Below are 22328 nucleotides of genomic sequence, written 5' to 3'. Positions count from 1 at the left end.
CGCCGGCGGGAACCCGCCGAAACGGCTAAGGGTGGTCGGTTTCGCCGTGGCGGGGGTTGCCGTCGTCGATCGGTCCGCGACCTTGGCCGTAACCCATCCCGCCTCCCATGCCGCGGCCCGCACCTCCCCCCATGCCGCGGCCCGCACCGCCGCCCATACCCGGTCCCGGACCTCCGCCCATGCCGCGTCCGCCGTGTTGCTCGCCGACGGATCCTCGGTCGCCGTCGGCCGAACCGATCGTCGGAACCCGATCCCACGACAGGTCCTTCAGTTCCGGAACGCGTTCTTGCAACCAGGCGAAGGCATCCTTGGGCGCGACCCCCAGGCGGTCGGCCAACTGCTTGAGGGTCATCCGCGGAGAGACGTCCGCAACACCCGCCGCGGCGACGATCTGAGCGATTTCCTGACCGGTCATACCGCCCCAACGGCCGAGCTGCCCCAACGGCAATTCTTCGGCATGGGGGACGGGTGCGGCGTCTTGCCGCTCCCAAGAGTCGCGGAAGTAGTCTCGACCGGCGGCCAAGAGAGAGAAAGGCTGCGGCAAACACACCCCCCCGTACACCACGATCGCCGTGACCAGCCCGGCCGCAAGCAATTCCAATCGCAATTGCGGCAGACCCAAGATGCCGCGTCTGATATATCCCCAGAACATCCGCCAATTCAGAAACAGGTGCCACGCTCCGAAGATCAGAAAGACCGTCGTCACGCAGATGTGCAAGGTGGCCCACTCCTCCTTGCCGAGGCCCCAGATACGCCAATTCGTCCAGTTGGCCGTTCTTCCTCGCGGCGAAAGGTAGAGCACCGCTCCGGAGACCGCCATCGCGGCGAAGAGTCCGAACAGCACGAGCGACGCAAACCCCTGCCAGTGGAAGCGGAAGGAAGGGGCGGGCGTCGGCGATGCGGCAAGGGCTTGGGAAGCGGGGGCGTTCAGTGTTGGATCGGCGTTCGCGTTCATGGCTGGAACTTTTCCGGTTTGCAAGGAACAGGGGCGTCTCGATCGCGTGGGCCGGGCGAACGATGCTATACACGGACGCTCGGCACGGCCAATATCCTCGAACTCTGGATCTGTTGCAAACCGCATACCGTGCCGACAAAAGCCTCCCTTTTGATTGCCCGGCCGATGACGCCGGCGTATCTATGTTTCACGTCCGGCCGATGCCGGCGGATCCAGTCGTGTTGTTCCGATTTTTTGTGTGAACGCAATCTGGAGGCTCCGGGATAAACCGGGGGCGGCCGGGGCGCGAATTTTTTACGCAGGGCACGCCCTCCGAACGAACGGATTTTGCCCACCGCGCGAGGTCGTTTTTCGGGAATCGCCCCGCTTCGAACCCGCCTGGGAACGCGAACCCCGTCCGGCGGGCGCTTGTCCCCAGGGAAATCGAGGGGTAACATAACGGTTTCAGACCGTCAGGAGTCCATCATGCGCCATATTTTGTCGGCTCTCGTGCAGAACGTGCCGGGCGTCCTTTCCCACATCTCGGGCATGTTGGCCACGCGGGGTTACAACATCGACAGCCTTGCCGTGGGAGAAACCGAGGATCCGCGTCTGTCCCGCATGACCTTCGTCGTGGTGGGCGACGGCAAGGTCCTGGAGCAGGTCCGCAAGCAACTGGAGAAAATCGTCACGGTGGTCCGGGTGGACGACATCAGTTCCCGCGATTATGTGGAGCGGGATTTGATGCTGATCAAGGTGGCGGCACCGTCCGGGCGGCGGAGCGAAATCCGCGAACTGGTCGAGGTCTTCCGCGGACGCATCGTCGATATCTCCCACGACAGTATGATCATCGAAATCGCGGGACAGGAAAAGAAGGTCGAATCGTTCATCGAGCTGATGCGGCCTTACGGGATCCTGGAGCTGTGTCGCACCGGCCGCATCGCCATGGTCCGCGGCTCCGAGGCGCTCAAGCCGCAACCGGAAGAAGATGCTGCGCAGGCCGCCCCCGTCGCCGCCCCCTAGCGGCCTGGAACGTCGGCGCACCCGGCGCGATCGGCGGCAAGGTTCGGAAACAGATTCAAGTTCGACAGTCGTTCCCTCCGTCAGAAAGGAAGATTTCCATGCCGGCCAAGGTCTATTACGATCAGGATGCCGATTTGTCCCTGTTGAAAGGCAAGACGGTCGCCATCGTGGGCTACGGATCGCAGGGTCATGCCCACGCTCAAAACCTGCGCGATAGCGGCGTAAACGTGATCGTGGCCGAACTCCCCGGCAGTGCCAACTACCAACTGGCCGTCGAACACGGTTTTCAACCGGTCTCCACGGAAGAGGCGGCCAAGAAGGCCGACTTGCTTACGCTCCTCGCCCCGGATGAACTCCAGGCCGACATCTTCCGCACGCAGATTCGGCCGCACCTCAAGCCCGGCAACATTCTGGTCTGCGCGCACGGCTTCAACGTTCATTACGGCCAGTTCGACATGCCCGAGGGCGTGGCGGCGATCTTGGTGGCGCCCAAGGGTCCCGGCCACCTGGTCCGCTCCGAGTTCGTCAAAGGCGGCGGCGTCCCCTGCCTGGTAGGCGTCGGCCCCGGCGGCGATGACAAGACGCTCAAGATCGCCCTCGCCTATGCCAAGGGAATCGGCGGCACCCGCGCGGGCGTCATCCAAACCACCTTCGCCGAGGAGACCGAGACCGATCTCTTCGGCGAACAGGTCGTCCTTTGCGGCGGCGTCAGCGAGCTGATCTGCGCGGCCTTCGAGACGCTCGTCGAAGCCGGCTATCAACCCGAGTTGGCCTATTTCGAATGCATGCACGAGCTGAAACTGATCGTGGACCTCATGTACCAAGGCGGTCTCAGCTACATGCGGTATAGCATTTCCAACACGGCCGAGTACGGCGACTACACCCGCGGGCCGCGGATCATCACCGAACAGACCCGCGCCGAGATGAAGAAGATTCTAAAGGAAATCCAGACCGGCTCGTTCGCCAAGGAATGGATTCTAGAGAACAAAGCGAATGCGCCGCAGTTCAAGGCCCTTCGCCGCCGAGCACGGGAGCACCAAATCGAGCAGGTCGGCAAGGCCCTCCGCAAGATGATGAGTTGGATCGAGTCCAAGGAGGTCTGATCGGCCGAGCGTTCCCAGGCTTACGTTTCCCGTCGGCGGCTTGCGATTGCGTCTCGCGCGCAGCGCCTTGCGATCCGACGGCGGGAGCGGTGGAAGCCCCTTCCCCGTTCTTACGTTGCCTGGGAAGGGTTCGTATAATATTTTGCTTGCTTCGCGGTTCGGTGGTCCCCCCCGTTCGGCCCAGCGGCGTAGCCCCGAGGGCTTGTTAGGCCGAACAGGCGGTTAAACCATTCGGCACCGCGACGCGTATGGTATAGGTGAGGAAATGTCCTCAAGCCCGGCCCATGCGGCGCCGCCGAGGCTGGGTTGAAGGTGCCTGCTCGCGATCGCTCATCCGGGGCTAAGCGAGAGTACATCGGCTTCCATCGCGGATCGGTGATGGCGCCGATTGGATTTTACACACAGGAGAGGGACTCATGACGGCGATTGTCAACGCGGAAACCTGCAACGGTTGTGCGGAATGCGCCCAGGCCTGCCCCTTGGACGCCATCTCCATCCAGAACGAGAAAGCCGTAGTCGATGCCGACGTGTGCGGTGATTGCGGCGCTTGCGTGGATGTCTGCCCGACGCAGTCGATCACGGTGTCGTGAGCAAGCGGAGGGCGATTGCCTTCCGCGTCGACAAGAAATAGTGAAGACGGCGGCAATCGTGAGGTTGCCGCCGTTTCGTTTTCTTTCCGTAATTAGCGGTTATTCAAAACCGGCAAATGCGACACGCCCCGGGCCGTCGCGCTACGGCGTGGGCTTGTCGTCGGGCGACAACTCTTTGACGTAGATATTCTTGAAGTACAGCGTATTGCCGTGGTTCTGCAGCTCGATGGCCCCGGTGGGATAGATCGGCTTGTCGCGTTCCCAGTAGTTCTCCATCACCACGTTGTCCACGACCAACTCGCCGTTGAGCCAGACACTGACCCGTTCACCGACCATGCGGATGCGAAAGGTGTTCCACTCTCCGACCGGTCGATCCGCGCAGCGGATGGGTTTGCTGGGATTTTTCTGATTGTTGTAGAGGCCTCCCGACCCCTCCGGATGCTTGGAGGCGTCCCAAATCTGCACTTGCGGAGAACCGCGGAGATAGATGCCGCTGTCGCCGGCGGGCTCAATCTTCCAGTCCACCCAAAGTTCGAAATCGCCGTAGTCCTTTTGCGTGCAAAGGTTGTCGCCTTTGCCGTCGAAGATCAGGACTCCGTCTTCCACGCGCCAGTGTTCGCGCATGCGGCGATCGGCTTCCTCCTGGGCCTTCGCGAGTTCTTCCGCGGTCATCTTGGCCCGAGTGACGGGATTGCCCACCAGGCCTTTCCAGCCGGTCAGGTCCTTGCCGTTGAACAGGGCGGTAAAACCCTCGGGCGGGGTGTTGTCTGCGGCCGCGGCGGGCTTCGCCGACACCGCCCAGGTGAGTACTGCCGCGACCAACCCCGTGACGACACAGGACGGCACGCGGAGCCGTTGGGTAAACCATCGACATCTCATGTTGCGGTCTCCTTGTACGATTGTCATTTCCCTCGGAATCGGGAGGGTTGCATCGCGGGGAGGGCGGCCCATTCGACGGGACGTCCGGAAAGGCTCCCGACGATTCCCTTCACCCGGCTATTTTATGCAGGGGCCGAACCTCTTCGCCACAATCCCGGCGAAGCCGCATTTCAAGCGGTAAACCTCCCAGCGGGACGCCCGGGGGCTTCGCCAAGCGACGTCGGCCGCCTTCCCCGCTCCCCAGGCTTTCTATTTCAGCGAAAAACCTCTTGCAAGCCTCGCGATGATGGCAAAGCCGACCTCGCGCAGGGCGGCGGTCGCGTCGAGGGTTGGCGATCACGTCGAGGCTTAAGGTCGCGCGGCCGGCCGGTTCGGGCGCTGACCGTAGTACGGGCAGACATCCCAAAAGTCGGTCTCGCCCAGGAACCGCGGATCGCCCGTCTCTTGCATCCACTTCCGCAACCGTTCGAACAGTTCGCGGCGGATCGGTTCGGTCTCGGGACGGCCGGCCAAATTGACCATCTCGCCCGGATCGTTTTGCAGGTCGTACAGCTCGAACTCCGGTCGCTTGTTTCCCGCCGCCGCCAAAAAGAAGGGCCGCACGGCGGGATCGTCGGCCTTTTCCAATATCTCCGACCAGGTGGGCGAACCGTCGATGTCGCCGTAGTCGCGGCCCACGGATTCTTGAGGAGGATTGCCGGCGGGCCAGAGATCCGGCCGGAGGTTCCAAATCAGGTGCCAGCGCTCGGTGAGAATGCTTCGCACGGGATAGGAGGCGTCGTTCGGCCGCGTGACGGTATGGCGTTCTCGTTCGGTGAAGACGTGATCCCGGGCGGGATCCACGCGTCCCGAACGATCGGAGAGCAGGATCGGCAGCAGGCTCCGGCCGGTCATCTCGGGCAGGGGAGCCGACCCCGCTGCTTCCAACAAGGTGGGCGCCGCATCCGTCAAGCTGACGAAGTCATCGACGACCCGGCCGCCGGGGACCTTGGCTTTCCAACAGACGGCCAGCGGTACATGCGTCCCGGCGTCGTAACAGGCGGCCTTGGCCATGGGAAAGGGCATGCCGTTGTCGCCGGTGACGACGATCAGGGTGTTGTCCAACCGTCCCGTCTCTTCCAGCAGTTGCAGGGCCTCGCCCAGCTCGCGATCGAACCGCTGAACCTCGAAATAGTAGTCGGCGATGTCGGAACGGACGGTGGGCGTATCCGGCAGGTAGGGCGGGACCGCGATCTTGGCGGGATCGATCCCCGCCCGCTCACCGCTGCCCGGCTCGTACGGACGGTGCGGATCGGACGTGCCGAACCAGAAGCAGAACGGCCGGTCGGGAGGAACGGTCTTGAGGAACTCGGCGAAGTTGCGGAAATTGGAGCCGGCGGGGTCGCGGCTCCTGCCGGTGTTTTCCAAGCTGCCCGGCCCCCAGCCTTTTCGCATCCGCCCCACCGTGTAGCCGGAGCTTTCCAAGACGTCGGGATAGCAACGGAACTTGGCGGGCAAGAGGCTCCAGAGGTTCGCCCCGAACTCCAGGCGATGGGCCGCTTGCCCCGTCAAAATGCCGCCTCGCGAGGCCGTGCACGTCGGCGCGATGACGTGCGCCCGCGTGAACAAGACGCCGTCTCGGGCTATTCGGTCGAAGGTGGGTGTCTGCACGACGGGATCGCCGTAGGCTCCGGCGTGCGGCCAAGCCCAATCATCCGCAATCGCGAAGATGATGTTCGGGCGGCCGTCGGCTTGAGCTTCGCTCGCCGCGGCAACGACCCCGACGACCGAGATCGCCCACGTCGGCACCAGGACGACGATCCCCAACGCGACGGCTTGCAGCAAGTTTCGATTCATCGTTCCATCTTCCCGAATGCATTTTACGGCTGCGGTCCGCGATCACGGCCGCGGTTTCTTCCCCGCACGATACGCATACATGGTTTCTCCGACCTCGCGGGCGGCGGCGCGCAACTCCGGATAGGGCGTGTCGCAAACGTCCAAAAAGCCGATTTGATAGTTTTCGCCGTCCCCTCGGCCCGTCGTCGCCTGATCGACGAACTGGAACCAGTGCGTTCCCACGATCAGCGGATTCTCCAACGCGCCGCGGACGTAGCGACGATAGGCGTCGGCGCGGTCCCCCTGGTCGGCCGTTTCCCGCAGCCCGGTGTGGAACATTCCCCGATCCAAGGCCCCGAAGTGGAATTCGCCGATCACGACCGGCAGGTCCAGTCCCTCGGGCAAGCGAAAATCGCGGACGCCGATTTCGTAGCGGTTGAAGCTGAGCACGTCGCAGAATTTCGCCGCGGCGCGAATCGCGCGGTCGTTGACCCAGGCGAAGCGGCAGCCGAGGTAGAGCTTGTTCGGGGCGCCGGCCTTGACCGCCTCGCGGCAACGGCGGAAATACTCCTCGGCGATGCGGGTGTAGAAGGCGGCCAGGTCGTCCCGTGCCTTCTCCTTGTCCGGCGGATCGGAGGAGGTCGCCAGCGCTTGCCACGAGGCGTGATCGGTACCCCAAACCGCGTTCAAGGCCTCGATCGTTTCGTACTTCGCCTTGAGGTCGGCCAGGAAGGCGATCTTGGCGGGCTGGTCCGCAGGCGACTGCAAGGCGGCCACGGCTAGCGACAGTTCGTCGCCCCAGGCCAGTTCGTTATCCACAAAGTAACCGATGCACCAGGGGTCTTTGGCCGAGGTTTCGGCTTCGCGTGCCACGGCGGCTTGCAGAGCACGGTCGAAATCGGGGTCGAAGGGATCGGCGAATTTACCCCAGTAGCCGGTCGAGCCTTCGATTTTCCTTGCCCCCGCTCCCAGGGTGACCACGTAGGGCGTTTTGCCCAAGCGGTACACGGCCGGGTCCGACCAATTACCGATGGTATTCAGCCCCCAGCTTCGCAACCGGGCGTGGGCCGACTCGTTGAACCGAGGCTCCCAATCGGGGCCGTACTTGCGAAGGAGGTTGGCGGCCGAAAAGCAATAGGTGGTGTAGGCGCCTTTACCCTGATAATAGCCGTGCGGCGCCCAATTCCCGCGGCCGTAGAACGCCCCCAGCGGCGTGTCCCGCGGCGGCAGGTCTGCGAAATAATGTTCGCGATCGGTAATCGGCGTGGCGGCGGTCGTCGCTCGGACGCAGTCCACTCCGTGCGACCAGAACAACCGGCCCGTGGGATCCACCAGCCACCAGCGCCCTTCGTGCTTCTTGGGGTAAAAATGGCCGGTGGACTCCAATCGGGGCCCGGCTTCCCAGCCGCCGAACGGAGTCCAAGCCTGGGGGCCGGGATGGGCCGCCAGGTCGGCCGCCTCCTCCTCGATCCGCCGGCGCAATTCCGCTTCGTCGTGCACCTTGCCCGGCCAATCGCCGTGGACGTATTGGCCGAAGGCGTCGATCAGGGGGAAGAGCCGCGACGTATCACCCTCCCACCAGGCCGGTCGCGAGAAGTCTCCCACCGCCGCCACGCGACCGATTTCCAGGGTTTGACCCGCCTTGGGATTGCGGATGCTGAGAAAAACCTCTTTGACCCGCGATGCGTCGATGCCGCGTTCCGGATCGAGCAACTCGGGAAAGCCGCGCATACCGAAGAATACATCCTTCAAGGCCTCGGGCACGATGCGGCGGAGCGTGACTCGCAGCGACACGGATTCTCCCGGTTCCAGCTCGAAGTCGCGCGTGACGGCTCGGTTGTTATTGGCCGGCGAGCGCGCGCCCAGTTGGACCCGTACGCGTCCCTCGCCGGGATTCCGCAACTCCGCCTCCACGAAGCGGTAAGCGAACAGATCCAAGTACGGTTCTTGCAGCATGAGGCGGAGTCGGGCCTGCGCACCGTCGGCCGACACCGTGAGCCGCAGCCTTTTGCCGGCGGGAGTATCGACGGGGTCGAGCGTCGCGTTGTCCGGCGTCGGCCGGCCCGCCGACGCCGTTTCCATCGCAACGGGGTCGATCAACACACGGGGAAGCTCGTCGGCGTCGGCTCGCAAGCCGATCGTCAGCGGAACGCACAAAGCAATCAGCGAGAGGGAAGATCGCATGGTGGGATTCCTCATGAGGGCACTTCGGGGAAAGGGTTCATCGCGGTTGGAACTCTTCTTGCCGCCGCGTCCGAACGTCGCCCCGCCGTCAATTCGCCCACACGCAGTAGCTCCAGGGGGAAAGTTCCAGCGGTTGCGAGGCCAAGTCCGCGGCGGGACCTTCCTCTTCGGTAAAAATCTCGCGGAACGCTCGGCGATCGTCGGGCAAATCGTGCGGCAATCCGCCCAGGACGCATCGGGCGGTCTCTCCGCTGAGATTGACCGCCGTCACGACGCAATCGCCTTCGCTGCGTCGCACGAAGGCGTACAAGCCGGGGGGATCGACGGCGATTCGGCGAAAATCACCCCGATACAAGGCCGGGTGCTCCCGGTACAAAGAAAACAGCCGGCGGTAGAAGTCGAAAAAGGGTGTTTCTCTCCAGTCCAATTTCCGCGGAGTGCGTTCCAAAAGGCCCAATTCCTGCCCGTTCCAAATCATGGGGCGACCGAAAGGCAACGTCGTCATCAGCACGGCCGCGGCGTGGTGCGCCGGCCCGTATTTCTCCGTCAACGACGTGCTTTCCAAGAACGGGATGTCGATGAACGGCCGATTGCCCCAGGCATAGCCCGACCCGTCCATGTCGTGGTTTGTCAAGTGCCTCATGCGGAGGGCGGGCGGGGGGTAGCGCCGCCGCTCGCTGATCAGGAAGTCGTCGAACAGGTCCGCCTTCCCGCCGAAATGCACGATCTTCCAAACCACCGTTTGGAAGGTCCAATCGTAGCTCATGTGAAAGACGGGATGCAGCTTCGGTTCATCGGACTCGGCCAGCCAAAAGATCGGCTTGACCGCCTGAAGTTGCGGCGCCAACCACTCCCAATACTCCATGGGGAGCGCCCCGGCTACGTCTTCGCGAAAGCCGTCCACGTCGAACTCGCGGATCCAGAACAGTCGGGCGTCGCGCATGTAGTTCCAGACCTCGCGGTTGGAATGATCGAGCTGAGCGACGTCCGCCCACGGGCCGGCTTGGCGAATGCGGCCCTGCGAGTCCTTAGCATAGAAGTCGGGATGCGATTGGAGGAGCGGATTGCCCCAGGCCGTGTGGTTCGGCACCCAATCCATGATCAGGTACATGCCCGCCTCGTGGACCGCGCGCACCAATGCCCGAAAATCTTCCTTCGAGCCGTAACGAGGGTCCACGTCATAATAGTCGCGGACGCAGTACGGGCTATCGGAGCGGGGTTTGTCGGGGGGATTGCCGCTGCGGGGATGGATGGGCATCAGCCAAATGATGCCCACCCCCAACCGCCGTAGCTCCGGCAGTCGCGACTGGAAAGCGCGGAACGTGCCCTCTTCGGTCTGCTTTTCCAGCGAGACTTCGTAGATGGGCTGATTCCACGACCATGGGGGACCCGCGGGATCCTGAGGCGGGAATGCCGCTTCCGCTCCCACCGATGCGTTGCCACGGCCGCTTGCCATCATCCAGCCTCCCCATAACAGAACGGCCCACGCCGGAAGGCGCCGCCATGATTCGCCGCACATCGGTAGCCCTCCCCCGCGAGGTGGTCGGCTCTCGCGCTCGGCCGCGTCCCGCGGTCACGGCGTGTGATTCATTTGCCCCAGCGCCGGGCGACGTTCTCCTTCATGAAACGCAGCCCGTCGCTGGCCAGTTGCCGTTCGCTCCGGTACATGCGTCGCCAAATCTTCGTGGCGGGGATCAGCTTGTCGAGCGCTAATCCGAAGGCCTCGATGACCATCGTATGGTCGTAACCGATCTCGTGCAGGGTGTCGAAGACGGCGTCCCAGCGGACGTTGCCGCTCCCCGGCGTGCTGCGATCGTTCTCCGAGATGTGTACGTGGACCAAATGATCCTTGAGGGCGCGGATCGCCTCCGGGATGCTTTTCTCCTCGATGTGCGAATGGAAGGTGTCGAACATCATCTTGCAGCGGGGGTGATTCACATCGCGACAAAAGCGGGCGCCGTCCGCCGCCGTGTTGAGGAAGTAGCACTCGAAGCGATTGAGGTACTCGATACCCAGCGTGACGCCGACCTTTTCGGCGTGCTCGGCCACCTCGCGCATGGCGTCCACGCCCCACTTCCATTCGTCCTCCGTGGGACCGCGGCCCGAGAAGAGGCCCAAGGCGGAATGGAACGGTCCGGCCATGATTTCCGCTCCCAGCAGGGCGCAGCAATCCAGGTTTCGCTTGTTGGCCTCGATTCCTTTGCGGCGAACGGTCGGATCGGCGCTGATGGGGTTTTCCTCCGGTCCGCGGATGGCGGTGGCGGTTCGGCCCAGCCCCAACTCATCCATCCTCTTCGCCCATTTTCGATAGTTGGCGTCGTTGTCCAAATCGAAGACCGGCAGCTCCACGATATCGAAGCCGATCTCCTTCACTTCATCCAACAAGGGGAGACAGGCGTCGTTGAGGGTATCGGTCCACATCAGCAAGTTCATTCCAAATCGCATGATCGTGCTCCTCTCATCGCGTGTCGGAAATGGAACCCCGACTCTTTCCTCCCGGGAAACGCGTTGGACGGGCCGATCAACCGGCCAATCCCGACTCGGTCGGCGAGTCGCGCTCGGCCCGGTCCCCGCTCGATTCCGCCGCCGTGGCGGCTTCACGCAGGCAAGGCGCCAACAGCTCCTCTTGCCGCCCGGCTATCAAGGCCCGCAACTGCGGCAAACGGTCGCGCAATTCTCCGGGTAAGGGCGGCAAGTGCAGTCGCCGCATCACCTGACCCAATCGCACCCATAGTTTGTCATCTTCCAGGTAGTCGAACAAGATGCGCTCCCGGCAAAACAGGCGAACGAAGGGGGCGAAGCCGAGGATCGGCTGCTCGGTCATCCGCGACACGATCGACGCGATCGTCTCCGCGGAAACACCCTCCAAGGCCCGGTAATAGGCGTCCATTTCCGCGGGAAAGCGGGCCGCCAAAGCGGCATCCAGCAAGACCTCGACCAAGAGATGCGAGAGGAAGACGGGCGGGATGCGGCCGTCGATCATGGTCGGCCGAATCACCCCCAGCACCTGCGTTAGGGCTTCCGAAAAGGCCGGCGTGCCGTGAAAAAGCCGGTCGTCCGTCAAATGTTGAAGGATGCCGGCGGCCACGCGGCGGGTGACGCCGTCGCCGTGCTCCATGTGGGGAGCCACGATCCGCGGCCGCATCCGCGCGCGGCGGTTGACCACCGACAACCAGTCCGGCACGGCGGTCCCTGCGGTGAAATACGGGTCGTGCAAGTACTGGTAAGCATGGGCGAAATAGTTCATACGGCAATCATACCCGAAATCTCCGGCCGGCACTCCATCCTTCACCACCGGCTCACGCGATTCACCACCGGCTTACGCCGGTGGCTCCAGATGGGGTGGCTCACGCCGGCGGCTCGGCGATGCGCGGCTGAAGCCGGTCGCTCGGGTGCGTGCGTCGACGAGCGTTTGCATGCGTGTTTGCCATCGCCGTGGCATGGCTCGGGCATCGGCTCAAGGCGGATGATTTCGTTTTTTTCCCTAGTCTTGGGGATATACTAACATTAGGGAATAACCGGCGAGCGAGAGTGCCCGCGAAAATCCGCAACGCCTCGGAGGGCGTGCCAGTCAGGAGTATTGCCCGTGCGCCGTCTTACGTTGACACTGCTGGCCCTTGCGTCGGCTTTTGCCGCCGTCGCGGGTGGGACTGCGTGGGGCGATATCGTCGTACTGAAGAGCGGCGGCCGCATCGTCGGCGAACCGTTGGCCGACCCTCAGGCAGGACCCGACACGGTGACCCTCAAGACTCTTCCCGGCGTGATCGTAGCCGTGCCCCGGTCCGAGATCGAGGAACACATCCGGCAAAAGCCCGCCGAGTTGGAATACGACAAGATTCGTACCCAATATCCCGACACCGTGGAGGGCCAATGGGAGCTGGCGGAGTGGTGCCGGGAGCACAACCTGCCCCAGCAGCGGGAAACGCATCTCCGCCGCCTCCTGGAGTTGGATCCCGACAACGTTCGGGTCCGCGCGATCTTGGGTTACACCAAGGTCAACGGCGAGTGGAAGACGCGAGACGAGGTAATGCGGGAGCAGGGCTACGTGCTGTATAAGGGCCGTTGGATGCTGCCGCAAGAAGTGCAAATCTTGGAGGAGAAGGAGCAGCGACAGGCCTCCGAGCGGGATTGGATCCAGCGGATTCGCCGGCTGGTAACGCGGCTGGACGTGGAACCCGGGGCGGCCGAGCAACTGCAAAACATCCGCGAACCGGCGGCCGTCAAACCGCTGCTCAAGGTGCTCAGTGAAGAGCGGCGCGATCCCGTTCGCCTGCTCTTGGTGCAAATCCTTACCCGCATCGACAGCCCCGAAGCGAAGCGGGCATTGGCGGTGTTGGCCGTCGAGGACCCGGTGGAGGAAATCCGTCTCGCCTGCCTCAAGTCTCTGGCCGATTCGAAATTCTCCGAAAGCGTGCCGTACTTCATCGGTCGCTTGCGGGATAACAACAACGTGATCGTGAATCGGGCGGCGGCGGCTCTCAAGGCGATGGGCGACAAGACCGCCATCCCGGCCCTCATCGACGCCTTGGTCACCACGCATCGCATCGTGCTGCCCCCCGCTCAAAGCGGCTCCATCGGGGCCTCGTTCAGCCGCAGTTCGGACGGCCGATCCGCGACGGGCTTGTCGTCCGGGGGCAACCAACCCCGCGTCATTCGGCGACAAATTCCCAATCGCGATGTCTTGGAGGCCTTGGCGGAATTGAGTGGGCAGAACTTCGGCTACGAGCCGGAGGTGTGGAAGCGGTGGTACGCCCAGGAGCGCCACCGCGCCGCCTTGGAAAGCACTCGCTCGCAGTGACCTCCCGCCGTGAGATCGGTCGGCCGTGCATCCACCCGGGGTCCATCCCTCTCCGGCGGACGTGGGAAGCTCGGGCCGGCCTTGGCGCACGACGGCAGCTCGCGTGGAAGACTTGCTCGAGCTACCGCCTTTTTTGAGCGCGACTCCGAGCCGTTGGAGCAAGCATGTGTTGAAAGCGCTCCAAGCGGTCAACCACCCCTGCACCATTCCCTCGACCGGCGTAGAATATAGCATTCTGCGGGGGTGCGGCTTCGCGATCGAATCCGCCGGCGCGGTGTGCTGCGCCGCGACGGCTCCCAGGCGTCTCAACGTTTCGTTAGAAGGTCGTTTGCGTTATGCGAAGTTGCGGCGTGCTGTTGCATCCCACATCGCTGCCGTCCCCGTACGGGATCGGCGACCTGGGCCGATCCGCCTATCGGTTCGTGGATTGGCTGGTCGAGGCCGGGCAAGAGTATTGGCAAATCCTGCCGTTGGGACCGGTCGACGAGAACGGCTCGCCGTACAAATCGGCCTCGGCGTTCGCGGGGAACGAGTTGCTGATTTCGCCCGACCTTTTGGTGGAGTGGGGATTGCTGACGCGGGGCGACGTGGAAGAGCTGTGCCCGCCCGACTTTCCCGCGGGCAGCCCCGTCGACTTTCCCGCCGCGCGGCGCCGCAAGACGGCGCTCTTGGATCGCGCGTTCTCGGTCTTCACGCAGCGGCGCGATCCGGGTCTGCGTGAGGAGTTCGTCGCCTTTTGCAGCTCCCAGGCCCGCTGGCTGTACTCCTATGCCTGGTATTGCGCCCTGAGCGAGCTGCACGAGGGCCTGCCTTGGAATCGCTGGGATCGCAAATACGCGCGGCCGGGCGACGCCGAAATCGTGTCGTACGACGCCTGTTTGGTCCGGCTTCCGCCCGAAATTCGCCCGGCGTTCGAAAAGCACGGGTTTCGGCAATATCTCTTTTTCCGGCAATGGGACGAACTGCACCGCTACGCCCGCGGCCGAGGCGTCTCCATCTTCGGTGACATCCCCATCTACGTGGCCTACGACAGCGCCGACGTGTGGGCGCATCCCCAGTATTTCCTGCTCGATGAAACAGGCTCGCCGCTGGAGGTCGCCGGAGTCCCGCCCGACTACTTCAACGCCACCGGCCAACTGTGGGGCAATCCGGTCTACCGCTGGGACGCCTTGCGGCAAGACGGCTACCGATGGTGGATCGACCGCTTGCGGGCGGTGTTCGAACTGGTCGATCTGGCCCGGATCGATCACTTCCGCGGCCTGGAAGCCTTTTGGTCGGTCCCCGCCTGGCATACGACGGCCGAGCACGGACGATGGGTTCCCGGTCCGGGCGAGGAACTATTCCGGCGGTTGTTGGACACCTGGAGCGGGCCGTGGAACCTCCGTGCCGACGGCCGCAAGAGCCTGCCCATCGTGGCGGAAGATCTGGGACACATCACGCCGCCGGTGATCGCGCTCCGCAAGCAATTCGGATTGCCGGGCATGGCAGTCCTGCAATTCGCCTTCGGCACTTCCCAGGTGGACGCCTTCTTGCCCGACCGCGTCGATCCCGACACCGTGATGTACAGCGGGACGCACGACAACGACACGAGCCGAGGCTGGTTTCTCCGCGAGGTCATGCCGCGCCGAGACCTCGTGGAGCGGCTGTCGCGTTACTGCCGACCGTCGCCGGAAACCATCCACTGGAGCATGATCGAGCTGGCGTTCCGGTCCCGCTCCGAAATCGCCGTGGTGCCGTTGCAGGACGTGTTGGGGCTGGATTCGGACGCCCGCATGAATACTCCCGGCACCCCCCACAACAATTGGCGCTGGCGTTTCGACGATGCCCAACTGACGGACGCCTTGGCCGAGCGATTGCGTCGCGTGTCGGCGGAGGCGGTGATGGTGTGAAGCGGTGCGGCTCGGCCGCCGCGGACGGGGTGCCCGGCCTAGCCTCCCAGCGCTCGGCCGACGGTTTCCGTATTCACCGGCGAGATGATGCCGCCCTCGAAGATGATGCCGCGAATCAGGGCGGCGGGCGTCACGTCGAAAGCCGGGTTATAGACCTCGATGCCGTCCGGCGCCGTTTGCCGGCCGAAACCGTGCGTCACCTCGGTGGGGTCCCGTTGTTCGATGGGAATCCCGCTGCCGTCGGCGAGCGTCAAGTCGAAGGTCGTGCGAGGCGCCGCGACGTAGAACGGCACGCCGTGGTGCGCCGCCAAGACGGCCACGCCGTACGTGCCGATCTTGTTGGCCGTGTCCCCGTTGGCCGCGATGCGGTCCGCGCCCACGATGACCGCCTGCACGCGGCCCTCGCGGAGGACCTGGGCCGCCATGTTATCGCATAGCAGCGTTACCGGAACGCCGTTGGCCTGCAATTCCCAGGCGGTCAGTCGGGCGCCCTGCAACAGCGGGCGGGTCTCGTCGGCGTACACGTGGATGCGTTTGCCGGATTCCACGGCCGCGTAGATCGCCGCCAAAGCGGTGCCGTACTCGGACGTGGCCAAGCCCCCCGCATTGCAGTGCGTCAAGACGCCGTCGCCGTCCTTCAAGAGGGAAGCCCCATGACGGCCGATGGCGCGGCACAGACGGCGGTCCTCCTCGTGGATGGCGCGGGCCTCGGCCAAGAGCGTGCGGCCGATGTCGCGCGGCGACGCCCCCGACGCGGCCGAGGCGTGGGCGCGGCGTTGCATCCGGTCCAGCGCCCAAAATAGATTGACGGCGGTGGGACGGGCGCCGGCCAAGTAGTCGGCCGTGCGATCCAACTCCCGCAAGAAGGCGGCCCGATCATCGCCCAATGCGGACTCGCGCACGCCCAAGTACAGTCCGTAGGCCGCGGCGATGCCGATGGCGGGCGCGCCGCGGACCCGCAATTGCCGGATCGCCTCCCAGACCACCGCAGCGTCACGGCATTCCAGGTAGCGGACCTCGCAGGGCAGCAGCGTCTGATCCAAGACGCGCAACCAACCGTCCTCTCCGCCGACCCATTCCAGAGATAACACTTTCGGTGAAGCCACCAACCGGATCCTTTCGCCCGCTGGGAACATCTCGGACCGCCCGCCGCGCCGGGGGCAACCGGAACGCGATTCGGGGGAAACCGCCTCACGAATTCAACTCGGCCGCGATCGCGCGCCGGAGGGCCTCGTCCTTTTCGGCGATCTTTTCGCCCAGTTTGCGGCGGAATTCGATGAGCCGCCTCTGCAAATCGGGATCGGAAAGGGCGAGTATTTGCACGGCCAAAAGACCGGCATTGCGGGGACCGCCCATGCCCACGCCCACGGTGGCAACCGGGATGTCGCCCGGCATTTGGGCCATGGACAGCAGCGAATCCAACCCGCCGGCCAATCCGGTAGGCACGGGCAGCCCGATCACCGGCAGCACCGTGTGGGCGGCCACCACGCCGGCCAGATGGGCCGCTCCCCCCGCAGCCGCGATGATGACCCGAATACCCCGCTCCGCAGCCCCCGCCGCATACTTGCTGACGACCTCCGGCGTGCGATGGGCGCTCATCACGCGGACTTCGTAGGGCACGCCGAACTCGGCCAGGGCCTCGGCCGCCGGCTTGATCTTGGACCAATCGCTGTCGCTGCCCATCAAAATGGCGACTTTCGGTTCTTGGCTCATGGAGTACTCCGACTTTGATCTTCCCCAAGGGGCCGAAACATCCCCCACCCGGTCCCGCCCGACGTTCCACCCAACACCGCCGCGCGGAGCATCCTCGGGGACCCACGCGAAGCCTGATCGGAGCGCCATCATCTGCGGGACGAAATCCGCCGATGCCGTTATCCCACGCCGATCGGCCGCAACGAGTCTCCCATTTTAATGACTAGGGCAACCCTGCGGCAGGACGGCACGGGCGAAGACCCGTCGCGCAGCCATCGCCGACCGGCACCGCCGACCGGTGCCGACGAGTCACCGGAACGCGCATCCCGGCCGCTCGGGATTATTCGCGTTGCAGAATTGCGTTCGGCCTTGCCGGGAGATAACAATGGGTGGAGACTCCGCACCCGACGACGCTTCCCCACGCATTTTTTCCTGCCTCGTTTATACCGTCTCGGTAAGCTCCATGAACCTGTCGGCCGAAAAACGCACGGTATTCACGGCATCGCTGGTGGTGACGGCCTTAGTGCTGGGGATTGTCGGGAGCGGCTTCGCGGTCTGGCAATTCTGGCAGCGGCAAGTCGCCGACGCGGAGTTCCTTCGGCGCGCGCTTGCGCAGTTGGAGACCTCCGGCGAGGCGGGGACGGCGGGCAATCGCCAGTCGCCGCCTGCTCTGATTCGAGTCGGCTTGGTGGAGAAGAAATCCCTTCAGCCGACCCGGGCCATCGTGGGGCGATTGGCGGAGATTCGCAAGGTCGTCACGGCCGCTGAGGTGACCGGCAAGATCATCAACATGCCGATCGAAGAGGGAACCGAGGTCGTCGGCGGAGAAACGCTGCTGGCCGAAATCGACGAGGTCTGGACCCGCCTCGCCTTGCGGCAGAGCGCCGCGCAGAAGGCGTCCATCGAGGCCCAATTGCAATTCCAAGAACGGGAATGGGAACGGGTCAAGAATCTCAGTGCCGTCAACGCGACCACGGAGAGCGAATTGGAGCGGGTGCAGGCCGCCTTGGACGAGCTGAAAGCCCGCTTGGCCGAGACGGAGGCCGTCATGGCCGAGCAAGAGGAGCGTTTGACCCGGGCCAAACTGATCGCGCCGTTCGACGGCGTGGTGGTGGCGAAGCACGCCGAATTGGGCGGCTACGTGACGGCCGGCGCGCCCGTGGCGGAGATCATCTCCCGGGGCGAAATCGACGCCCGAATCATGATCCCCGAATCCGCCGTCGAATTGATCGCCGTGGGGCAACCCTTGAGGATTCACGTCGATCCCCTCAACGAGGAGTTCGAGGGCACGGTGGTTTCCCTGACGCCGTACGGCCCGGGAGCCTCGCGGACATTTCCCGCCCGGGTGCGATTGGACGATCACGGCGGCCGACTGAAAGTGGGCATGAGCGTAACGGCCTGGGTGCCCGTCGCCGCGCAGCGGGAATCGCTGGTGGTTCATCGCGACGCCGTACTGATCCGCCCCGACGAATCGTTGGTTTGGGTCGCGGTGCCGGAGGGCGAGGACGATTCGGCCGACGTCTTCCCGGTGCCCGTCACCGTGACGGCGCGGACGCGCGACGAGTTCGCCGTGGAGCCGGAGACGGAAGACGGCCGGCGTTTGCTGACGGCGGGCGCCGCGGTCGTGATCGAAGGGGCCGAGCGGTTGTCGGGCCGATCGCAGCGGGTGCGGATCGTCTCCCTCCCGTCGGAAAAGCCCCCGGGCGACGGCGCGGACCGCGCAGCCGACGTTGTACCGATGCGGGAGCGTCCATCTCTCGCTGGTTCTCCCCGCTAGGGAGTGCTGCGACTTGGACTTCATTCGATTTTCCATCCAAAATCCGGTCAAAGTGGCGGTGGGGGTGATTTTGATCATCCTCTTCGGGCTGCTGGCGGTCCGTGCGGTGCCGGTGCAGCTCGTTCCCGACGTCGATCGGCCGGTGGTCTCGGTCAGTACGGCCTGGCCCGGCCGAAGCCCCGAAGAGATCGAAAAGACCATCCTCATCGAGCAGGAGGAAAAGCTGAAGACGCTGCCCGGCCTGTACAAGATGTACTCGTCGGCGGAGTTGGGTCGAGGGTTCATCACGCTGGAGTTTCAAGTCGGCTTCGACATGGGCCGCGCACTGCAAGAGACGGCCGCGCGGCTTGACGAAGTGCCGTCCTATCCGGAGGATGTGGAACGTCCGGTAATTCGGGCCGCTGATTCGGCGAGCGAAGACGCCATCGCCTATTGCCTGATCCAGGCCGAGGACCCGACCTTCGAGATGGCCCGCTTCTACGACTACGCCGACCGCTTCGTCAAGCCGGCGATCGAGCGGATTCCGGGCGTGGCCGAGGTCACCATCTACGGCGGACGACGCCATCAAGTTCAAGTGCGTTTCGATCCCCACGCGCTGGCCCAGCGCGGTATCACCGTGGAGGAGTTTCGGGCCGCCCTACGCTCCGACAACCTCAACGAATCGGCCGGCGACATCGCCGCCGGCAGGCAGGAGGTCCGCGTCCGGGTGATCGGGCAGTTCGATTCCTTGGAGCCGCTGGCGCAAACCATCATCAAGTACGACGAACAAGGCGTGCCGATTCGCGTTGCCGACGTCGCGGACGTCCGCTTGGAATTGGAGAAGCGGGTCTATTTCAACCAGAGCAAGGGCAAGACCTCGATGTCCTTGTTCATCAAAAGAGAGGTGGGCAGCAACGTCGTCGAAATCATGAAGCAGGTCCGCCGCCTGATCGACGAGATGAACGGCCCGGGCGGCGTGATGCGGGCGTTCCACAACGATCGCTACCGCATCCGCATCCGATTGGTGTTCGACGACACCTACTACATCTCTCGCGCGCTGGGTTTGGTGCAAAGCAATCTCTGGCTCGGCGGCGGTTTGGCGGCCCTGGTGCTGTTGCTGTTTCTCCGCAGTCCGCGGGCGACGGCGATCATCGTGCTGGCCATCCCCATCTCCGTCATCGGGACGTTCGTCGTGATGGCCTTGACCGGGCGGAACATCAACGTGATCTCGCTGGCGGGCTTGAGCTTCGCCGTGGGGATGGTGGTCGATAACGCCATCGTGGTGCTGGAAAACATCGACCGGCACCTGGCCATGGGCGAGCGTCCCGCGACGGCCGCCTATCAAGCCGCACGCGAAGTCTGGGGCGCCATCCTATCCTCCACCTTGACCACGGTGGCCGTCTTCGCCCCCGTGCTGACGATCCGGGAGGAGAGCGGCCAGCTCTTTTACGATATCGCGCTGGCCATTTCCGCCGCCGTGCTGTTATCGCTGCTGGTCTCGATCAGCGTGATTCCCACCGCCGGCGCGCGGTTCTTGGTACACCGCGAAGCAGCGGCCGGGCCGGTGCGCCGGGCGGCGAGGTCGCTCTTCGGCCTGGCGCCATGGTCGGCCTGGTTGAGCCGCGCCTTCGCGCACGGAATCTACTTGGCGACGATCCGCACTCCCTCCGGCGTCTGGTTGCGGACCATGATCGTGGTCCTGATGACCTGCACGGCGGTCGGCCTGAGCTACTTGCTGATCCTGCCCGCCAGCTACTTGCCGGACGGCAACAAGAACTTCACGTTCGGCCAGGTCTTCACGCCGCCGGGCTACTCCATTGATCAGAACACGCTGGTGGGAGAACGGCTGGAAGCCGCCGTGCGACCGTATTGGGAAGCCAATGACGCCGCCGAAGCCTCGGCCGCGGCCCCCCTGACGGATCCCCAGACCGGCAAACCCATCACCCACGTGGCCCCGCTCAAGGAGTTCTTCTTCGTCGTTTCGCGGGGCCGAGTCTTCATGATCGCCACCAGCGCCGACCCGGAGAACGTGCGGCCGGTGCGCGCCATCCTGGGCCGGGCCATCAACGGCATTCCCGGCGTGCGGGGATACGCCTCGCAGCGCTCGATTTTCGGCCGCAATGCGGGCAACTCCAATTCCGTCACGGTCGAGGTGGTGGGCAACGACCTGGAGACGCTGAAGGCCGGGGCGGCCTACCTGCAAACCAAGTTGTGGCACGAATTCACGCCCTTCGCCGTGCGCAGCGATCCCCTGACCTTCGCCGAGGCCGGACCGGAATTGCAGGTGATCGTCGATCAGGTCCGCGCCAAGGAGCTGGGATTGAACGTCAACGCGCTCGCCGCCGCCGCACGCGCGATGATCGACGGCATCGTGGCCGGAGACTTCAACTACGAAGGCGACAACATCGACCTGATTCTGATCCGCGACCCGCGGCTCCCGCTTTCGCCCGACGAACTCGCCGACCTGCCGCTGTCCGTCCGTGAGCAAGACGGCAACCGCATCGTGCTTCCCTTGGGCGAGGTGGTCCGCTTCGTCCGCGCCGACGCTTCGCAGTCGATCCGGCGGGCGGAGCAGCGGCGGGCCGTCGCCTTCACCGTCAATCCCCCGCCCGAAGTCGCGCTGGAGCAGGCCCAGAACCGCATTCAAGAGCTGGTCGAGGAGTGCCGCCGCGAGGGCGGCATGGCCGGCGACGTGCAGGTGACCATGTCCGGCAACGCCGATAAGCTGACGCAGGTACGCACCGCGTTGCTGGGACGCTGGACCGGCTGGAATTACGAATCGCTGATGAGCGTGGGATTCAGCCGCTTTTTTCTGGCCCTGTTGATCAGCTACCTGCTGATGGCGGCCCTGTTCGAGAGCTTCCTCTATCCTTTCGTCATCATGTTCAGCGTGCCGCTGGCCACGTTGGGCGGTTTCATCGGACTGCGCCTGGTCCGCTACCTGGAGCCTAGCCAACAGCTCGACACGTTGACCATGCTCGGCTTTATCATTCTGATCGGCGTGGTCGTGAATAACGCCATCCTACTCGTGCATCAAGCCCTCAACTTCATGCGCGGCATCGGGGAGGGGGAGGAGCGATCCTTCGAACCGTTGCCGCCGCGGGAGGCGATCCGCCAGTCGGTGCAAACTCGCATCCGGCCCATCTTCATGACCACCGCCACCAGCGTCTTCGGCATGTTGCCGCTGGTCCTGTCACCCGGCCCGGGAAGTGAACTGTACCGCGGCCTGGGCGCGGTGGTGGTCGGCGGGTTGACCTGTTCGACCCTCTTCACCTTGGTGCTGGTGCCGCTCTTGTTCAGCCTGACCATGGACGCGAAGCAAGTGGTGGGCGGGTGGTTTTCGCGCAAGAAGGGCCGGCCGGACGAGGAATCCGGCCCGACGGCCCGGCCTCAACCCGCCGCGGAAGATGCCCAAGAGCCGGTGATCGTTTGAGGGGACGCGACAGGGACGCCGCCGACTCGGGTTGCCGCATGGCACAACGCGCATGCGCGAGCCTCCGGCGTCAGCCCGAGGTGAAGACATCGGACGGACCGCACGATCGAAAAACGCATCCGCGCCGCCGCCGCAGGTTTACGCCCGCGGCTCGTGTCGTGCGATCGCATTCCGCCGTGCCGCCGGCCTCGGCGACGAGCCTTTTGCTTGCACGGCCGGCGCCTCTCCAGCA

At 64.5% G+C, this 22328-nt stretch carries 16 protein-coding genes; 7 read left to right on the top strand and 9 right to left on the bottom strand.

Annotation, left to right across the window (positions count from 1 at the left end; all coding sequences use genetic code 11):
- Window positions 1-25: 25 nt before the first annotated feature.
- The gene (locus ACZ5B4_RS12825; RefSeq protein ID WP_464911628.1) at window positions 26-955 is read right to left on the bottom strand and encodes a DUF4405 domain-containing protein; all 930 of its coding nucleotides are present in this window, start codon (window positions 953-955) and stop codon (window positions 26-28) included.
- A 465-nt stretch (window positions 956-1420) separates the two neighbouring features.
- On the opposite strand from ACZ5B4_RS12825, the gene ilvN reads away from it, so the two are divergent.
- From ilvN to ACZ5B4_RS12810, 3 genes are all read left to right on the top strand, one after another.
- Window positions 1421-1957, top strand: coding sequence for an acetolactate synthase small subunit (gene ilvN, locus ACZ5B4_RS12820; protein WP_464911627.1), 537 nt, complete (start codon window positions 1421-1423; stop codon window positions 1955-1957).
- A gap of 98 nt (window positions 1958-2055) precedes the next feature.
- The gene (gene ilvC, locus ACZ5B4_RS12815) at window positions 2056-3060 is read left to right on the top strand and encodes a ketol-acid reductoisomerase (protein ID WP_464911626.1); all 1005 of its coding nucleotides are present in this window, start codon (window positions 2056-2058) and stop codon (window positions 3058-3060) included.
- Between the two features lie 416 nt (window positions 3061-3476).
- The gene (locus ACZ5B4_RS12810; protein ID WP_464911625.1) at window positions 3477-3650 is read left to right on the top strand and encodes a DUF362 domain-containing protein; all 174 of its coding nucleotides are present in this window, start codon (window positions 3477-3479) and stop codon (window positions 3648-3650) included.
- Between the two features lie 141 nt (window positions 3651-3791).
- Here the strand turns inward: ACZ5B4_RS12810 and ACZ5B4_RS12805 are convergent, their stop codons facing one another.
- From ACZ5B4_RS12805 to ACZ5B4_RS12780, 6 genes are all read right to left on the bottom strand, one after another.
- Window positions 3792-4529, bottom strand: a complete 738-nt coding sequence (locus tag ACZ5B4_RS12805) for a 3-keto-disaccharide hydrolase (RefSeq protein WP_464911624.1) — start codon at window positions 4527-4529, stop codon at window positions 3792-3794.
- Window positions 4530-4877: 348 nt separating this feature from the next.
- A complete protein-coding gene (locus tag ACZ5B4_RS12800) occupies window positions 4878-6365 on the bottom strand; it encodes a sulfatase family protein (RefSeq protein ID WP_464911623.1) in 1488 nt (495 codons plus the stop codon).
- Window positions 6366-6407: 42 nt separating this feature from the next.
- A complete protein-coding gene (locus ACZ5B4_RS12795) occupies window positions 6408-8528 on the bottom strand; it encodes a beta-agarase (RefSeq protein ID WP_464911622.1) in 2121 nt (706 codons plus the stop codon).
- Window positions 8529-8616: 88 nt separating this feature from the next.
- A complete protein-coding gene (locus ACZ5B4_RS12790) occupies window positions 8617-9984 on the bottom strand; it encodes an alpha-amylase family glycosyl hydrolase (RefSeq protein WP_464911621.1) in 1368 nt (455 codons plus the stop codon).
- 131 nt (window positions 9985-10115) lie between these two features.
- Entirely contained in the window at window positions 10116-10973 is an 858-nt protein-coding gene (locus ACZ5B4_RS12785; protein WP_464911620.1) for a sugar phosphate isomerase/epimerase family protein, read from the bottom strand.
- 76 nt (window positions 10974-11049) lie between these two features.
- Complete coding sequence (locus ACZ5B4_RS12780; RefSeq protein WP_464911619.1) at window positions 11050-11775, bottom strand: hypothetical protein; 726 nt, start codon at window positions 11773-11775, stop codon at window positions 11050-11052.
- Between the two features lie 339 nt (window positions 11776-12114).
- On the opposite strand from ACZ5B4_RS12780, the gene ACZ5B4_RS12775 reads away from it, so the two are divergent.
- On the top strand, window positions 12115-13326 hold the full coding sequence (locus ACZ5B4_RS12775; protein ID WP_464911618.1) for a HEAT repeat domain-containing protein: 1212 nt from the start codon (window positions 12115-12117) through the stop codon (window positions 13324-13326).
- Between the two features lie 335 nt (window positions 13327-13661).
- Window positions 13662-15215 carry a 4-alpha-glucanotransferase gene (malQ, locus tag ACZ5B4_RS12770; protein WP_464911617.1) on the top strand — a complete coding sequence of 518 codons (1554 nt, stop codon included), beginning with the start codon at window positions 13662-13664 and terminating at the stop codon, window positions 15213-15215.
- 38 nt (window positions 15216-15253) lie between these two features.
- Here the strand turns inward: malQ and mtnA are convergent, their stop codons facing one another.
- Together mtnA and purE are read right to left on the bottom strand one after the other, a co-directional pair.
- A complete protein-coding gene (mtnA, locus tag ACZ5B4_RS12765) occupies window positions 15254-16321 on the bottom strand; it encodes an S-methyl-5-thioribose-1-phosphate isomerase (protein ID WP_464911616.1) in 1068 nt (355 codons plus the stop codon).
- 85 nt (window positions 16322-16406) lie between these two features.
- Complete coding sequence (gene purE / locus ACZ5B4_RS12760; RefSeq protein ID WP_464911615.1) at window positions 16407-16928, bottom strand: 5-(carboxyamino)imidazole ribonucleotide mutase; 522 nt, start codon at window positions 16926-16928, stop codon at window positions 16407-16409.
- Window positions 16929-17292: 364 nt separating this feature from the next.
- Here purE and ACZ5B4_RS12755 point away from each other — a divergent pair, with 364 nt between their 5' ends.
- Together ACZ5B4_RS12755 and ACZ5B4_RS12750 are read left to right on the top strand one after the other, a co-directional pair.
- The gene (locus tag ACZ5B4_RS12755) at window positions 17293-18684 is read left to right on the top strand and encodes an efflux RND transporter periplasmic adaptor subunit (protein WP_464911614.1); all 1392 of its coding nucleotides are present in this window, start codon (window positions 17293-17295) and stop codon (window positions 18682-18684) included.
- Between the two features lie 13 nt (window positions 18685-18697).
- On the top strand, window positions 18698-22096 hold the full coding sequence (locus ACZ5B4_RS12750; protein ID WP_464911613.1) for an efflux RND transporter permease subunit: 3399 nt from the start codon (window positions 18698-18700) through the stop codon (window positions 22094-22096).
- Window positions 22097-22328 lie beyond the last annotated feature (232 nt).

This window comes from Thermogutta hypogea, from assembly GCF_055386265.1.
This window is presented reverse-complemented; position numbering and strand designations above follow the sequence as displayed.

What these genes read in the sequence shown, in the direction of transcription:
- ACZ5B4_RS12825 (WP_464911628.1), bottom strand. Translation starts at nt 955, where the DNA reads ATGAACGCGAACGCCGATCCAACACTGAACGCCCCCGCTTCCCAAGCC.
- ACZ5B4_RS12810 (WP_464911625.1), top strand. Translation starts at nt 3,477, where the DNA reads ATGACGGCGATTGTCAACGCGGAAACCTGCAACGGTTGTGCGGAATGC.
- ilvN (WP_464911627.1), top strand. Translation starts at nt 1,421, where the DNA reads ATGCGCCATATTTTGTCGGCTCTCGTGCAGAACGTGCCGGGCGTCCTT.
- ilvC (WP_464911626.1), top strand. Translation starts at nt 2,056, where the DNA reads ATGCCGGCCAAGGTCTATTACGATCAGGATGCCGATTTGTCCCTGTTG.
- ACZ5B4_RS12790 (WP_464911621.1), bottom strand. Translation starts at nt 9,984, where the DNA reads ATGGCAAGCGGCCGTGGCAACGCATCGGTGGGAGCGGAAGCGGCATTC.
- purE (WP_464911615.1), bottom strand. Translation starts at nt 16,928, where the DNA reads ATGAGCCAAGAACCGAAAGTCGCCATTTTGATGGGCAGCGACAGCGAT.
- ACZ5B4_RS12795 (WP_464911622.1), bottom strand. Translation starts at nt 8,528, where the DNA reads ATGCGATCTTCCCTCTCGCTGATTGCTTTGTGCGTTCCGCTGACGATC.
- ACZ5B4_RS12755 (WP_464911614.1), top strand. Translation starts at nt 17,293, where the DNA reads ATGGGTGGAGACTCCGCACCCGACGACGCTTCCCCACGCATTTTTTCC.
- ACZ5B4_RS12780 (WP_464911619.1), bottom strand. Translation starts at nt 11,775, where the DNA reads ATGAACTATTTCGCCCATGCTTACCAGTACTTGCACGACCCGTATTTC.
- ACZ5B4_RS12785 (WP_464911620.1), bottom strand. Translation starts at nt 10,973, where the DNA reads ATGCGATTTGGAATGAACTTGCTGATGTGGACCGATACCCTCAACGAC.
- ACZ5B4_RS12800 (WP_464911623.1), bottom strand. Translation starts at nt 6,365, where the DNA reads ATGAATCGAAACTTGCTGCAAGCCGTCGCGTTGGGGATCGTCGTCCTG.
- ACZ5B4_RS12805 (WP_464911624.1), bottom strand. Translation starts at nt 4,529, where the DNA reads ATGAGATGTCGATGGTTTACCCAACGGCTCCGCGTGCCGTCCTGTGTC.
- malQ (WP_464911617.1), top strand. Translation starts at nt 13,662, where the DNA reads ATGCGAAGTTGCGGCGTGCTGTTGCATCCCACATCGCTGCCGTCCCCG.